Below are 15,335 nucleotides of genomic sequence, written 5' to 3'. Positions count from 1 at the left end.
TTTTAAAATTTGAAATTAACTGTTTACTTAATGGTAGTGGTGTTGTTCACTACTTTTGGTAGACTATGTAATTATTATCTACCATAATTGCCTTTGGCAATTAATGAAAATTGAGTAATTAGGTTAAAATGATTGATTTGCTAAAGACGCTGTAGCAATTTATTAAAATAATTGCTACGTACGATAAATAGCTTAAATAAATGGGGTTTCTTTTTTTTGTAATGTTAAAATTTCACATCCATCATCTGTAACAGCTAAAGTATGTTCATACTGTGCCGACCAACTTCGATCTTTTGTTTTTACCGTCCAGCCATCTTTCATTGCTTTAATATGATGATCCCCGGTATTTACCATTGGTTCGATAGTAAACGTCATGCCTTTTTGCAGTATCACACCGCCGTCATCAGCATCATAATGTAATACTTGAGGTTCTTCATGAAAAACTTGACCAATACCATGGCCACAATATTCACGTACTACAGAAAAATGATGTTGTTCAACAAAATTCTGAATTGTTTTACCTATCGTTCGTAAACGAATACCTGGTTTAACCATTTTTAAGGCAAGAGACAGGCTTTCTTGTGTTACCTTACATAACCGTTCGCTTTGAGTAGTTGTTTTGCCTACAATGAACATTTTAGACGTGTCTGCATGGAAGCCATTTTTAATAACGGTGACATCAATATTAATTATATCCCCTTCTTTTAAGATTTTTTCATCATTTGGAATACCATGACAAATAACATCATTAACGGATGTACATATAGATTTAGGAAAACCATGATAATTTAAACAAGCCGGTATCGCTTGCTGTTTTTCGACGATATGTGAGTAACAGATACGATCAAGTTGACCAGTGGAAACTCCCGGGGTTATGTAATGTTCAATTACTTCTAACACTTCTGCTGCTAAATGTCCAGCAATACGCATTTTCTGAATATCTTTTTCAGTTTTAATTGAGATAGCCATGAATTATGCTGCCTATTTATTCTGATTTAAGTGAGTAAATAATGTACTTTTTAGCTAATTATGTTGATTAAATCTACTGTATGTTTACGTTTATGTTAGCAGCAACGTGCAGTTATGCCAACTAACAACTTAATATATAAAAAATTTTAAAAATATGAAAATAGCCTAAAAGTAATATTTGGTTATTTTAAATTTAAAGATTGCTAGTTAAAATAATATTATGATATTAGCTTTAGCTACGCAGTTAGTTAACTTAAGCGCGGGAAAATATAACTATAGCTGGTATTTTTTATTATTTCATGATATGAAGCTGGCCTGCGTTCTATGTATTTATAATTATATAAAACACGAATTAAATCTAACATTAACTTAATTTTGTTATAACACAAGCAAATCGGTATATTTTCCTAAGTGCTATTATCTAGGATAATATACAGCTAATTAGTAGGAAAATTGGATCTGCGGAGGCATAACAATAATTTACTAAATTATAGAGGTTTAAATGGCAACTGTTTCCATGCGCGATATGCTTCAGGCAGGCGTTCACTTTGGTCACCAAACTCGTTACTGGAATCCAAAGATGAAACCTTACATCTTTGGGGCGCGCAACAAAGTGCATATCATTAATTTGGAAAAAACTGTTACAATGTTTAATGGAGCATTAGCTGAATTGACTAAAATTGCTTCACGAAAAGGCAAAATTCTGTTTGTTGGCACTAAGCGCGCAGCAAGTGAATCGATAAAAGAAGCCGCTAATAGTTGTGATCAGTATTTTGTTAACCATCGGTGGCTAGGTGGTATGCTGACTAACTGGAAAACAGTTCGTCAGTCTATTAAGCGCCTAAGAGATTTAGAAAAACAATCACAAGATGGTACTTTTGATAAATTAACTAAAAAAGAAGTTTTGATGCGTATCCGTGAGCTGAGCAAGTTAAAAAATAGTTTGGGTGGTATTAAAGAGATGGGCGGGTTGCCAGACGCTTTATTTGTTGTTGATGCAGAACATGAGCATATTGCTATAAAAGAAGCAATATGCTTAGGTATCCCAGTTTTTGGGATTGTTGATACTAATTCTGATCCAGATGGTGTTGATTATATCATACCTGGGAATGATGATGCGATCCGTGCAGTTAAATTATATCTATATGCTGTTGCTAAATCTATCCATGAAGGTCAAGGTAGTGATGAAGATCAGGCAATGAAAATAGAATAAAATTAAGGTAAACTATTTTTTATTATAGAATAGTTCTGATGCACCAGGTATTACAATATATTGGTAGGTGTCTAGTTGGCTTTGTGTTACTTTTTATAATGATAATTATCTATGTTAGATGATTACCCATCAGACAGATTGAGGAATAAATTATATGTCTGGAATTAACGCTGGTTTAGTAAAAGCACTGCGCGAACGTACTGGTGTAGGTATGATGGAGTGTAAAAAAGCATTGGTTGAAGCTAATGGAGATATTGAATTAGCTATCGCTAATATGCCTAAATTAGGTCAAGCAAAAGCGGCTAATAAAGCCGGTCGAGTAGCTACCGAAGGTGTGGTAATGGCAGAAATTTCTGCTGATGGCAAATTTGGTGCTTTACTTGAGTTAAATTGTGAAACTGATTTTGTAGCTAAGGATGCGAGTTTTATCGCATTTAGTAATGAAGTATTGAAATACGTTATCCAAAATAAATGTTCAAATATTGATGAATTAAAGATAAAATTTGAACAGCAACGAATAGCAATAGTTGCCAAAATTGGTGAATATATTAATATTAGACGAGTAGAGATATTAGAAGGTGAAACACTAGGCTATTACTTACATGGTGCTCGTATTGGCGTTATTGTCTCTACTGAAGGTGCGGATGATGAGCTTATTAAGCATATTGCGATGCATATAGCGGCTAGTAACCCAGAATATGTTACACCGGCAGATGTGCCAGCTGATGTTGTTGCTCATGAACAACAAATTCAATTAGATATAGCAATGCAATCTGGTAAGCCTCGTGAAATTGTGGAAAAAATAGTAACCGGGCGCCTGAATAAATTCACTAGTCAGATCTCTTTAATTGGTCAAAAATTTGTTATGGATCTAAGTAAAACAGTTGGTGTGTTATTAAAAGATAACAATGCAACAGTGATTAATTTTATCAGATTTGAAGTTGGTGAAGGTATTGAAAAAGTGAAAACTGATTTTGTTGCGGAAGTAGCAGCAATGAGTAAATAATAATACCTATTGTTAAATAGAACCGCCAATAGGCGGTTCTGTTTTATCTAATATCTCTAATTTATTTTATATCTGTTTGATAATACATCATTAAGAAGAATTAATGTATAAATAGGCCATTAAATTATTTAATGATTAGTATGTTTAATTCAACGGATTATGGTTATTATTCAGCCTGTGTTTCATGAAATTAAGAAAAGTAATTAATCATGTATTTTACATTCATACTTTGAACTAAGAATTTTTAAAATTCAATAATTTATCTGCCCAGGACGAAACCTTATGGCAACTAATGCAAAACCTTTATATCAACGTATATTACTTAAGATAAGTGGCGAAGCTCTACAAGGTTCAGAAGGTTTTGGTATTGATGCGAGTATTTTAGATCGTATGGCACAAGAAATTAAGGAACTAATAGAGTTAGCAATACAGGTTGGTGTAGTTATTGGTGGTGGCAACCTTTTTCGTGGTGCAGGGCTAGCTGAGGCTGGGATGAATCGTGTAGTTAGTGATCATATGGGGATGCTAGCGACAGTAATGAATGGATTAGCCATACGTGATGCTTTACATCGTGCATATGTTAATGCTAGGCTCATGTCTGCAATACCATTAAATGGTGTGTGTGATAATTATAGTTGGACTAAGGCGATTAGTTTGCTTCGTAATGGCAAAGTTGTTATTTTCTCAGCAGGAACTGGTAATCCTTTTTTTACAACAGATTCAGCTGCTTGTTTAAGAGGGATAGAAATTGAAGCTGATGTTGTTTTAAAAGCAACTAAAGTAGATGGTATCTACTCCGCCGATCCATCCAAGCGTTCAGATGCAGTTTTTTGTAATAAGTTAACCTATCAAGACGTATTAGAATGTGAATTAAAAGTGATGGATTTAGCGGCATTTACTCTAGCTCGTGATCATAATTTACCTATTCGTGTTTTCAATATTAATAAACCAGGTGCTTTACGTCGAATTGTGATGGGTGAAAATGAAGGTACGTTAATCTCGCGTGATTAATATATTGAGAGACACAGATGATTTTTTGACAGTATGATATTATCAGTATCGTTAAAATAATTAAATGATGTTATTTAACATATTTATCAATAGTTGCTAAGGGTTTAAATGTGATTAATGAAATTAAAAAAGATGCTCAAGAACGTATGGAAAAAAGCGTTGAAGCATTTAAAAATCAAATTAGTAAAGTTCGTACCGGCCGTGCATCACCAAGTTTATTAGATGATATTATGATTAATTATTATGTTGCGGCAACTCCATTACGTCATTTGTCAAATATTACAGCTGAGGATTCACGTACACTCGTCATTACTATATTTGATCTTACGTTAGTACCTGTAGTTGAAAAAGCCATTATAGCATCAGATTTGGGTCTTAATACTTCTTCAGCAGGAAATATAATACGAGTTTATTTACCACCGTTGACCGAAGAAAGACGTAAGAATTTGATTAAAATTATCCGTAATGATGCTGAACAGGGGCGTGTATCTGTTCGTAATGTACGACGTGATGCAAATGATAAAATCAAAGTATTATTAAAAGATAAAAAAATTAGTGAAGATGATGAACGGCGAGCGCAAGATGAAATCCAGAAGTTTACCGATAATTTTATTAAGCAAGTTGGTGAAGCTTTAGAACAAAAAGAAAAAGAATTGATGGAATTTTAATATAGTAATATTATAATATATATAAAAGTATAGTATATTTTTATTATATCTTAAAATTTATTGCTACATTTTATGTTATATTATATAGCTCAGATAGATATAATTCGTTAAAATTAAATAGTTGAGCATATATATCACGATGATATGTCTGAAAATTTTATTGCATTAGCACATAAAAATGTGGTTACTATTGCTCGGCATAGGATTAAAGCCACAATATGCTGCTATATTAGATAAAAATTAGCTAAATGCAAAAAAATGTAGTTTTATCAGGCCAAAAGTTAGTTTGTGAAAGAGCAGCACTTGATAATATTGATCTTCAGCAATTCCAGTAATAATACCAACATTAACTGCTCTTCGTTAAGGTAAGCGTATTTTATTAGTGAATAAAGAATCATTGATTACTAGTGGGAAAATGTTTTTTGATGCAATTTTAAAACATTGTGCTCAGGTACTGACAGTTAACATAATGGGATATTTCAAAGTTTACCGACTTACATTAAGGTTTTGCTCGTAATAACGCGCATAGTATTAACTGGTTCAGGGTGTTCCGGTAAATTTAGCTTGCTTCTCTTAATTAATAATATAACGCCCAATTAGTATTGTAATACCCCTAATTAGTCTATTCGGCCTAAGATATCCGTTTATTTGGCAACTATGATGAATAAAGGGCTTAAATATATTGACACACGATATTTTAAAATGCTCCTGTCGAACAAATTGAAGTTCTTCTTCACCCACAATCTGTTATTCATTATTTTAAACAATTATATTCATTAACTTTTATTGTACCAGATTACCAACGTTACCCATGTTTGAAACTAGCGATTGATGCTTATCATCATGGACAAGCATCAAATCCACTACAATCTTAAATGCTGCAAATTAAGTTTATGTTGCTGCATTTTTAGCAGTAAAACTGCAATTTACTGATATTGCACAAGTTAATTTTGATACCTTAGAAAGGCTAGGCTTAGGCTAAGTTTAGCTGACACTTAGATAAGCACGTTAAATTGCCATTTATTATGTTGAAACATTAGCTGTATACTATTAAATGGTTCTATATTTATGTTAGTTTAAATTTTTGTAAAATTATAATAATTTTAGGTTATAAAAAATGAATAAAGTGCTAACTATTTACTTATTAGTAAATATAAAACATTTTTCATTCATCTTAAGTAATTTTATTTTTAATATCCAAAATAATTAAACTTAATAGTGATGTTAGCTTATAGTAAAGGAAGTATTTTGAATAGTACACGGCAACAAATTCCAAGGCATGTTGCTATTATTATGGATGGTAATGGCCGCTGGGCGAAACAACATGGAAAGTTAAAAATTAAAGGGCATCGAGCAGGTACAGAAGCGGTACAAAACGCGGTTAAATTTGCTGTTGAAAATAAAATTCAGTCTTTAACTCTATATGCGTTTAGTAGTGAAAATTGGAATAGACCTAAAACTGAGGTTAGTGCTCTGATGGAGCTTTTTACTTGGTTTTTGGATAATGAAGTTAAAAAATTAAATATTAATAATATTAAATTAACGATTATTGGTGATATCAGCAGATTTAAGTATAAATTACAAAATAGTATTAAGCATGCGATTGACATTACAGCAAATAATACCGGATTACAACTTAATATTGCAGCTAATTATGGTGGTCGTTGGGATATAGCCCATGCAATGGTACTTATTACTGAAAAAGTTAAGTCTGGTTCATTACTACCAGAAAATCTTGATGAAGATACCGTCAATAAATTTATTAGTTTACATGATCAACCAACCGTTGATTTAGTTATTAGAACTGGGAGGGAATATCGCATCAGTAATTTTCTTTTATGGCAGATTGCTTATGCAGAATTTTATTTTATAGATGTGCTCTGGCCTGATTTTGATGAGGAAGCTTTTAAAAGGGCAATTGTGGTTTTTAATCAGCGTGAACGACGTTTTGGTAACACTAAGCCTGATAATATTTATGAAGAATAGGGAACTATTTTGCTAAACTTCAATGCTCGTATCATTACAGCTGTCATACTTGTTCCGTTAGTTATTGATGCACTTTTTTTCTTACCTCTTAACTTGTTTGGGTATATTATCATTATTATTTGCTCGTTAGCTGCTTGGGAATGGAGTCAATTTATTGGCTGGACAGGGCATATTAACCGGATTATATGTGCTGTTTTATTTGGTATTTGTTTATTGAGTTTACAATTGTTCCTTCAGGATTTTAGTCAATTAACAACAGAGCCTTTGATTATTTATATTTTATCAGCTGGATTAATTTGGTGGTTAGTTGCGATAATATTGGTTATCACTTTTCCTACTTCCGCTCTATTTTGGTATAAGTCAGTAATATTAAAAATATTGTTTGGTATTTTAACTATTTTACCTTTTTACTGTGGCATGTTGGTATTAAAACATATCGATTATAATGTCGATAATTTTATCGGTGCTTGGTGGGTTTTTTATGTCATGCTATTAGTTTGGAGTGTAGATAGTGGCGCTTATTTTTTTGGTCATTTATTTGGCAAACACAAATTAGCAGCTGAGATTTCTCCTGGTAAAACCTTAGAAGGCATACTCGGTGGTATGATGACAGCAGCTATTATAGCTTGGTTATTTAGTTTATTTTCTCCTATTCTATTGATATCCAAGAATTTAGTATTTTGTTCTGTTATTGTTGTTATTATCTCTGTTTTTGGTGATTTAACAGAAAGCATGTTTAAACGTCAGGCTGGCATCAAAGATAGTAGTCATTTAATTCCAGGACATGGTGGCGTATTAGATAGAATTGATAGTTTGACAGCTGCTATATCTGTTTTTGCCGGATTAATATTATTATTTTTTTAGTTTTTAAGGTATATCATGGGATTTATTTGCTGTTTAGCCGCATTTATTTAGGGGTGCTAATAATCGTACCAATTTTGCCATGGGTAGCTAGACGCTGTGGTATTTATGTTGAGCGGTTTTCCATTGGTTTTGGAATAGCCTTATGGCTTATCTTTTTGAAACTCAACTTCAATAAAAAAATTATAAATTTCATGTAATTTAATTTTTATCTAGAGACTCAAGCTTCGGTTTTATTTTTGGTGATTATGCCAGTTAATGTCAGTTAAATACCTTTGTGTGTAATATTCAAACCAACTCAGTGGCCACATTATCAGGGTTACAAATAGTAGATAGGATTGAAAAAGTTGCTCATAGCATCGCAGCTATTTAGCAGCACTATTGTATCCGGTTGAAGGTATTCAACGCGTTGCTGTTGGTGCAGTACTATAGAATATGCCGGTTCTGGTAGGTGATATGATTAATGATGATGATATCAGTCGTACTATTCGAGAGCTATTCTCAACTGGTAATTTCGAAGATGTTAAAGTTTTGCTTGCGGTAAATACGCTGATAGTTCAAGTAAAATAGCGGTCAACTATTGCAAGTATTATGGTAATAAGTTGGTTTAAAATAATTTATTAAAGCAAAATCTTGATGCTTCTAATATTAAAGTTGGTGAAGTACTTTATCGCACAAAACTGGCGAATATTGAAAATAGTCTTGAAAATTTTTATTCTAGTTTTGGTAAGTATAATGCTACAGTTAAAGCAGTAGTCACACCGCTACCGCGTAATAATGTTGACTTAAAGTTAATCTTTTCTGAAGTAGTTTCAGCTAATCTTCAAAAGATTAATCTCGTCTGGAATAAAGATTTTACCACTGGTGAGTTATTAAATTGTTTTAAATTACGGGAAAATGTGCCTTGGTGGAATTTTATTGCTGATCAACAATATCAAACGCAAAAATTAGTTGATGATTTAGAATCGCTGCGCAGTTGTTACCTCAACATAGGTTATGCTAAATTTAATATCGACTCAACTAATGTTAGTCTAACACCAGATAATAAGTCTATTTATGTTACTCTAAATTTGAGAGAGGGCGATAGAGATACCATATCAAGAGTTAAATTAAATGGTGAACTAGCCATGACGATGAAATCAACCAATTGATAACCATCAAAACCTTATCTGTCATTGCTTATGCAGATAAAGTGGCAGTTATTAACGGCGTTTAAATTTTTCAGAACATATAGTAAAGCGATAAGCAACTTGAAAAATAGTTTTAAGGACGCGCTAATGAGTTCCAAGATATGGAAAAATATTTAGGGTAGAAAAAAAATGCCGCAAATACTAATGAAAAATATCTGGAAGTATTTGAAGCTAAGCGGAAATATTTGCTTAAAAAAGCACAGCAATTTAAACAAGATAACCAACTTCGTCAGCAAGAAGAGCACAATAAAATATTGCTAACTATAAAGATAGCAACCAAATAGGTTGCAGAAAAAGAGCATTACGATGTGGTTGTGGACGTAAATGCGGTTCTATATCCGTAAAATAGTTCTAAACTAAAAAATGTTACTTATCTGGTTAATAAGAAGGTTAAATAATAGATTGGTTCTATTCGATTAGCTAATTTATCCCAAAAGTTAGACGCGCATTTACATGGGTATAGTGATATTATCATTACTAGTACTAGTAATGCTCCTATACATTTTTATCGTATAGTTGTTACCTGACATAATGTAAAGATACTACTGTGCTGTGGTTAAAGAGCAATCGCCAGTGGTTGAATATCTTTATCTAGCTAGCCTATTTATCATAATGTCAAGATAGTTCAACATTTTCTTATCCAATCAGGAATAGTTATTTATTAATATGGTTTTAGCTATGTAAATGAAAAAGGATAATTTATAAAAATACCTCAGTTAGGTTTAGTTATTATTAGTAATAATGTTAAAATTGGTGCTGTGTACTCCATTATTGGGAATGGAGTTATAAATGGAGTTATAATAGATAACCAATGTTAAATTGCAGATAATTTGATGATTGGTGATCATCACCTGCGGGTGTTGTTATTATGTACGGTAGTCTGAAGATAGGAAAAGATTGAATAGACATATGGAAATATATGATAAGGTTCCTATAATAGGAATAGCAATGCAATGTTAATTAGTTAGTCCAATTAGGGAGCCTGGAATATACTCTTCTGGCATTCCATTACACCAAATTTTTGTTGAAAAACAGCTGCTTTAGTCTTGAATATTAATTCAATAGCTAAACGCATGAAGGTACTAGAACGTAAAGTATTTAGTAAAGATAACTAAATACTGTTGTGTAGATTTATTAATTGCGGCCTGCCGAATACCCTCATTTCGGGTTAAAGCAGGCCGCATTATTCATATATAATTGTTTAAATTTAAACAAGAAGAGTCTTTTCTATGAGTGATAAGCATACTCTGGATATAGAAGAAATTTTAGGGTTGTTACCCCATCGCTATCCTTTTTTGTTAGTTGATCGTGTATTGGATTTTGAAGAAGGTAAATTTTTACGTGCAGTAAAAAATATATCTTTTAATGAACCTTTCTTTCAAGGTCATTTTCCTGGTAAACCAATATTTCCTGGGGTCTTAATTCTTGAGGCTATTGCTCAAGCAGCTGGTATTTTAGCCTTTAAGAGTGCAGGTAAATTAGAGCCTGGTGAACTATATTATTTTGCTGGAATTGACGAAGTAAGGTTTAAACATCCGGTACAACCTGGCGACCAAATGATTTTTGAGGTAACGTTTGTTAAAACTAAGCGTGGTTTGACGCGATTTAAAGGTGTCGCAAAAGTAGATGAAAAAGTTGTTTGTGAAGCAATAATGATGTGTGCTCGCAGCCAAGAAGCGGAAAAATGAGGGCTGATATGATTAATAAAACAGCGATTATTAATCCCAGTGTAAATGTCAAGGGCTATTTTGCTTGCTATACTGGTTATCATAGTGCAAATACAACACTTAAATATCATGTAGTTGAGTTGTCAAATTAAATACCAAAATTTGTTATAATAGCGAGATATTTCAGTTTATCACTATTGGTGAAATTAATCAGGAGATAAAATCTCAAGGAGAGATAACTAGATTTTAGATTAGTTATTGGTATTCTAGTTGGGCATAATTTTTATCAAATTGGTGCTTATATTTGTTGGTTGTTCTGGTGTTGCTAACAATGTTCCGCCTTATATTATTGCGCAAGGTAATCATGCCACATGGTATGAATATTTAAGTACTAAAAAGTCGTGGTTTTGATAAATAATCACTACATCCGATTAGTAACTGGTGTAAGAGGTAACCCGTGAAGCTAGGTGAAAATAATCAGCAGGTAAAAATACCGTGCGATTATTAGTTAACAAGTAAGTAATCTAAATAGAAGAAATCTTTATTTGCCAATCTTAGTTTCTATCGTTAATCAACAATGTTGATAGTAATTTGAAGGAATTTATCCAGATCTTTAGCTAACTGAAAATTTTAGATGGTCAAGCGCGGATAGCTATAATCGCAGCCTATGCAACTTTATTAGCTTCTGGTACCTCTGCATTAGAATATATGTTAGCAAAGTATTTGATGTTAGTTGGATATCTAAACCAGTGACTTATTGGCTAGCTAAACGTATAGTTAAAATACATTTTATTTCATTGCCCAATCTATTAGGCAATGAGTTGGTTAAAGAATTTATTCAGCTGGATTGTCATATTGGCGGATTCAAAAAGTTAACATACAATCGGCATAATGCGTTGAAGTATTGGGTAGCAAAGCTTGAAAAGATAGATAATATCAATATACTACCAGATGCCACTTAGGTATACTTAGGTTAGTGTCCTTACCACTATACCTTATTTTGTGTATGGTAATGATAGATAAAGTTTTCCTGTACCTTATTAGTAGATCATTCTAGGTAATTGTTAGGTATAGTACAATAAATTATTACCTTTTCTATATTAGCGAAAGTAACCCTAGATAGTGAAATGTGATAGTTAGATATCCTTTTATCTATGGGATGGTTTTGCTCAACATAAAGGCGACTTAACTAAATTTTATTTAAAATATTGGTTTAGTAGTTTTATCATAAAAATTTTGCTCCAGCGCGCCGAGTACTGACTTAAAAATAGTATAAAAAAATGGCTGAACCACACTTTATACACTTACGCATACATAGTGACTATTCGATTATTGATGGAATAGCAAAAATTAACCAACTCGTTAATCGAGTAGCAGCATTAGGCATGCCGGCATTTGCCATAACTGATTTTACCAATTTTTATGGTTTAATAAAATTTTATGGTGCAGCACATTCTGCTGGAGTTAAGCCAATTATTGGTGCAGATTTTTATTTAGAAAGTGAATTACTCGGCGATGAAGTTTATCATTTAACTATCCTGGCCAAGAATAATAAAGGTTACCATAATTTAATATTGCTTATTTCTGCAGCTTATCAAAAAGGATATGGGGCAATCGGACCAACGATCAAACGAGAATGGCTGTTAAATCATAAAGAGGGGCTGTTATTACTCTCTGGTGGCTGCATGGGCGATGTGGGTAAATTTCTGTTACGTGGAAATAAACAACTAGTTGAAAAATATTTATCTTTTTATCAAACTCATTTTCAGAATGACTATTATCTAGAACTTGTCAGGACTGGACAGCCTAATGAAGAGAGTTATTTACATGCCGCTGTCCAATTAGCAGCACAAAGAAGTGTGCCAGTAGTTGCCACAAATAATGTACGCTTTATTAATAGCAATGATTTTACCGCACATGAAATACGGGTAGCTATCCATGATGGGGTTACTATTTCTGATCTAAAAAGACCACAAAATTATAGTCCTCAGCAATATCTACGCAGTGAACAGGAAATGTTAGAATTATTTGCTGATATTCCTGAGGCATTGGAAAATAGTGTTGAAATTGCTAAGCGCTGTAATGTAATAATACGGTTAGGGGAATATTTTTTGCCTGAATTTCCCACCGGGAATATTGCAACGGAAGATTTTCTGATTAAATGTGCAAAAGTAGGTCTAGAAGAACGGTTACAATTTCTTTATCCCAACGAGATAAAGAGAGCTGAGCTACGGGTAGCATATGATGAACGTTTAGATATCGAATTAGGAGTAATTAATCAGATGGGATTTTCTGGTTATTTTCTGATCGTGATGGAGTTTATTCAATGGTCAAAAGATAACGCGATCCCAGTTGGCCCTGGACGAGGTTCAGGGGCTGGCTCATTAGTAGCTTATGTCTTAAAAATTACTGATTTAGATCCGCTTCAATTTAATTTGCTATTTGAACGGTTTCTGAATCCTGAGCGTGTTTCCATGCCTGACTTTGATGTTGATTTTTGTATGGCAAAACGCGATCAAGTAATTGACCATGTTGCACAAATGTATGGTCGTGAAGCTGTCTCACAAATTATTACTTTTGGTACCATGACCGCAAAAGCCGTTATTCGAGATGTTGGCAGGGTACTAGGTTATCCGTATAGATTTGTTGATCGTATCGCGAAATTAGTTCCTCCAGATCCTGGTATAACCATTGAAAGAGCATTTGTTGTAGAGTCACAATTGCAAGAAATTTATAACTCTAATGAAGAAGTTAAGGCATTAATAGATATGGCGCGCACCCTTGAAGGTGTGATACGTAATGCAGGGAAACATGCTGGTGGAGTAGTCATTGCACCTACTAAAATAACAGATTTTGTACCTCTTTATTGTGATCTTGAAGGAAAAAATCAGCTTACCCAATTTGATAAAAATGATGTTGAATACGCTGGTCTAGTAAAATTTGATTTTCTTGGTCTTAGGACTTTAACAATCATTAGTTGGGTGTTAGATATGATTAATCAACGTAAGATAAAACAAAATTTAGCGCCCATTGATATCACTACCATTCCTCTTGATGATAAAAAATGTTTTGATCTATTGCAACGTGCTGAAACGACCGCGGTATTCCAACTAGAATCTAGGGGTATGAAAGACTTAATTAAGCGATTACGCCCTGATTGCTTTGAAGATATGATCGCTTTGGTTGCCCTTTTTCGTCCTGGCCCGTTACAGTCAGGGATGGTAGATAATTTCATTGATCGTAAGCATGGTAGAGAAGCGATCTATTATCCTGATGTTGAATGGCAGCATGAATCATTACAACCGATTTTAGAGTCTACCTATGGTATCATCCTTTATCAAGAACAAGTTATGCAGATTGCTCAGGTGCTTGCTGGTTATACGCTAGGGGGAGCAGATATGCTCCGTCGTGCTATGGGTAAGAAAAAACCTGAAGAAATGGTACAACAGCGCTCATTTTTTGAAGCGGGGGCGGTTAAAAATGGCATTGATGGTAAATTAGGCATAAGAATTTTTGACCTGGTGGAAAAATTTGCCGGTTACGGATTTAATAAATCACATTCTGCCGCTTATGCATTAGTTTCTTACCAGACTCTTTGGTTAAAAACACACTATCCAGCTGAATTTATGGCAGCAGTTATGACAGCTGATATGGATAATACTGAGAAAGTTGTTGGTTTAGTTGATGAATGTTGTCGCATGGGGTTAAATATATTACCACCGGATATTAACAGTGGATTATATAATTTTCATGTCAATGAAAGAGGTGAAATTGTTTATGGCATTGGTGCAATTAAAGGTGTTGGTGAAGCTCCAATAAAAGCTATTATTGAATCGCGTCAAAAAGGTGGTTATTTTAAAGGAATTTTTGACCTTTGTGCTAGGGTTGATACTAAAAAGCTGAATCATCGAGTGATGGAAAAATTTATTAGATCAGGTGCTTTTGATCATTTAGGGTCGCACCGGGCTGCGTTAATGTCTTCATTAGAAGATGCCTTAAAAGCGGCATCTCAACATGCTAAAGCAGAAGCTATTGGACAAACTGATATGTTTGGCGTATTAGCTGAATCGCCTGAGCAGGTTAAACAATATAATGCTAGTGTAGCTAAATGGCCAGAACATATTATATTAGAAGGTGAACGCGAAACATTGGGTCTATATTTAACTGGGCATCCTATTACCGCTTATTTATCTGAAATTGAACATTATACCAATGGATTGAAATTAAAGGATCTAAATCCAACCCCTCGGGGACAGATGTCAACCGTAGTTGGTTTAGTGCTGACAGCTAAAGTAGTAACTACTAAACGTGGCAGTAGAATCGGTATATGTACTTTGGATGATCGGTCTGGTCGCTTAGATATAATGTTATTTTCATCTGTATTAGAAAAGTATCAGCATCTACTTGAGAAAGATAAAATCTTAATTGCTACAGGTCAGATTAGCTTTGATCATTTCAATGGGGGTAATAAAATGTATGTTCGTGAACTTATGGATCTTAGTGAAGCTCGTAAGAAATATGTTAGAGGAATTTCTATTTCACTGATAGATAGACAAATTGATGATCAATTATTAACCCGTCTTCGTAGCACTTTGGAACCTTATAGTTCAGGAAAAATGCCAGTTTATCTTTATCATAAGAAAGAGGCTAGCGCTAAATTAAAATTAGGCATCACTTGGCGGGTAACTCTGACTGATAATCTTTTGACTGAGCTACGAACTCTGCTAGGTAATCAGCAGGTAGAATTAGAATTTAACTAATAGG

Annotated in this window: 12 protein-coding genes and 3 pseudogenes; 14 read left to right on the top strand and 1 reads right to left on the bottom strand. The window is 33.5% G+C overall.

The features are described from left to right. Positions 1-192: 192 nt before the first annotated feature. Complete coding sequence (gene map, locus WBAF_RS00515; protein WP_121463148.1) at positions 193-969, bottom strand: type I methionyl aminopeptidase; 777 nt, start codon at positions 967-969, stop codon at positions 193-195. Positions 970-1,471: 502 nt separating this feature from the next. Here map and rpsB point away from each other — a divergent pair. From rpsB to dnaE, 14 genes and pseudogenes are all read left to right on the top strand, one after another. Beyond that, on the top strand, positions 1,472-2,182 hold the full coding sequence (gene rpsB / locus WBAF_RS00510; protein ID WP_121463147.1) for a 30S ribosomal protein S2: 711 nt from the start codon (positions 1,472-1,474) through the stop codon (positions 2,180-2,182). Positions 2,183-2,336: 154 nt separating this feature from the next. Beyond that, positions 2,337-3,188: a translation elongation factor Ts gene (gene tsf / locus WBAF_RS00505; RefSeq protein ID WP_121463146.1), complete on the top strand. Its 852-nt coding sequence runs from the start codon at positions 2,337-2,339 to the stop codon at positions 3,186-3,188. A gap of 282 nt (positions 3,189-3,470) precedes the next feature. Then, entirely contained in the window at positions 3,471-4,199 is a 729-nt protein-coding gene (gene pyrH / locus WBAF_RS00500) for a UMP kinase (RefSeq protein WP_121463145.1), read from the top strand. 110 nt (positions 4,200-4,309) lie between these two features. Beyond that, positions 4,310-4,867 carry a ribosome recycling factor gene (frr, locus tag WBAF_RS00495; RefSeq protein ID WP_121463144.1) on the top strand — a complete coding sequence of 186 codons (558 nt, stop codon included), beginning with the start codon at positions 4,310-4,312 and terminating at the stop codon, positions 4,865-4,867. Between the two features lie 1,248 nt (positions 4,868-6,115). Beyond that, positions 6,116-6,853, top strand: a complete 738-nt coding sequence (gene uppS, locus WBAF_RS00485) for a polyprenyl diphosphate synthase (RefSeq protein ID WP_256388163.1) — start codon at positions 6,116-6,118, stop codon at positions 6,851-6,853. Positions 6,854-6,859: 6 nt separating this feature from the next. Continuing rightward, a complete protein-coding gene (gene cdsA / locus WBAF_RS00480) occupies positions 6,860-7,717 on the top strand; it encodes a phosphatidate cytidylyltransferase (protein WP_439952281.1) in 858 nt (285 codons plus the stop codon). 20 nt (positions 7,718-7,737) lie between these two features. Further along, positions 7,738-7,863: pseudogene (locus tag WBAF_RS02670) on the top strand (hypothetical protein); the annotation flags it as partial. 183 nt (positions 7,864-8,046) lie between these two features. Next, positions 8,047-8,841, top strand: a pseudogene (locus WBAF_RS00470) (POTRA domain-containing protein); the annotation flags it as partial. A 1,292-nt stretch (positions 8,842-10,133) separates the two neighbouring features. Beyond that, positions 10,134-10,592 (top strand): 3-hydroxyacyl-ACP dehydratase FabZ, encoded by a 459-nt coding sequence (fabZ, locus tag WBAF_RS00465; RefSeq protein ID WP_121463141.1) that lies wholly within the window; start codon positions 10,134-10,136, stop codon positions 10,590-10,592. Beyond that, positions 10,589-10,723 (top strand): hypothetical protein, encoded by a 135-nt coding sequence (locus WBAF_RS02545; RefSeq protein WP_256388162.1) that lies wholly within the window; start codon positions 10,589-10,591, stop codon positions 10,721-10,723. Before fabZ ends, WBAF_RS02545 begins: the two co-directional genes overlap by 4 nt. A gap of 90 nt (positions 10,724-10,813) precedes the next feature. Next, positions 10,814-10,943 (top strand): annotated as a pseudogene (locus tag WBAF_RS02665) (acyl-ACP--UDP-N-acetylglucosamine O-acyltransferase); the annotation flags it as partial. Positions 10,944-11,192: 249 nt separating this feature from the next. Continuing rightward, a complete protein-coding gene (locus WBAF_RS02660) occupies positions 11,193-11,324 on the top strand; it encodes a hypothetical protein (RefSeq protein WP_439952280.1) in 132 nt (43 codons plus the stop codon). Beyond that, a complete protein-coding gene (locus tag WBAF_RS02655) occupies positions 11,321-11,533 on the top strand; it encodes a hypothetical protein (RefSeq protein WP_439952279.1) in 213 nt (70 codons plus the stop codon). The genes WBAF_RS02660 and WBAF_RS02655 overlap by 4 nt, the downstream gene beginning before the upstream one ends. Positions 11,534-11,851: 318 nt before the next feature. After that, positions 11,852-15,331, top strand: coding sequence for a DNA polymerase III subunit alpha (gene dnaE, locus WBAF_RS00455; protein ID WP_121463140.1), 3,480 nt, complete (start codon positions 11,852-11,854; stop codon positions 15,329-15,331). The last annotated feature ends 4 nt before the right edge of the window (positions 15,332-15,335 follow it).

Source organism: Arsenophonus endosymbiont of Aleurodicus dispersus, from assembly GCF_900343015.1.
Lineage (GTDB): Bacteria > Pseudomonadota > Gammaproteobacteria > Enterobacterales > Enterobacteriaceae > Arsenophonus.
The sequence above is the reverse complement of the archived record's forward strand: the minus strand, read 5'-3'. Positions and strand labels throughout refer to the sequence as shown.

What these genes read in the sequence shown, in the direction of transcription:
- fabZ (WP_121463141.1), top strand. Translation starts at nt 10,134, where the DNA reads ATGAGTGATAAGCATACTCTGGATATAGAAGAAATTTTAGGGTTGTTA.
- rpsB (WP_121463147.1), top strand. Translation starts at nt 1,472, where the DNA reads ATGGCAACTGTTTCCATGCGCGATATGCTTCAGGCAGGCGTTCACTTT.
- pyrH (WP_121463145.1), top strand. Translation starts at nt 3,471, where the DNA reads ATGGCAACTAATGCAAAACCTTTATATCAACGTATATTACTTAAGATA.
- tsf (WP_121463146.1), top strand. Translation starts at nt 2,337, where the DNA reads ATGTCTGGAATTAACGCTGGTTTAGTAAAAGCACTGCGCGAACGTACT.
- map (WP_121463148.1), bottom strand. Translation starts at nt 969, where the DNA reads ATGGCTATCTCAATTAAAACTGAAAAAGATATTCAGAAAATGCGTATT.
- dnaE (WP_121463140.1), top strand. Translation starts at nt 11,852, where the DNA reads ATGGCTGAACCACACTTTATACACTTACGCATACATAGTGACTATTCG.
- WBAF_RS02545 (WP_256388162.1), top strand. Translation starts at nt 10,589, where the DNA reads ATGAGGGCTGATATGATTAATAAAACAGCGATTATTAATCCCAGTGTA.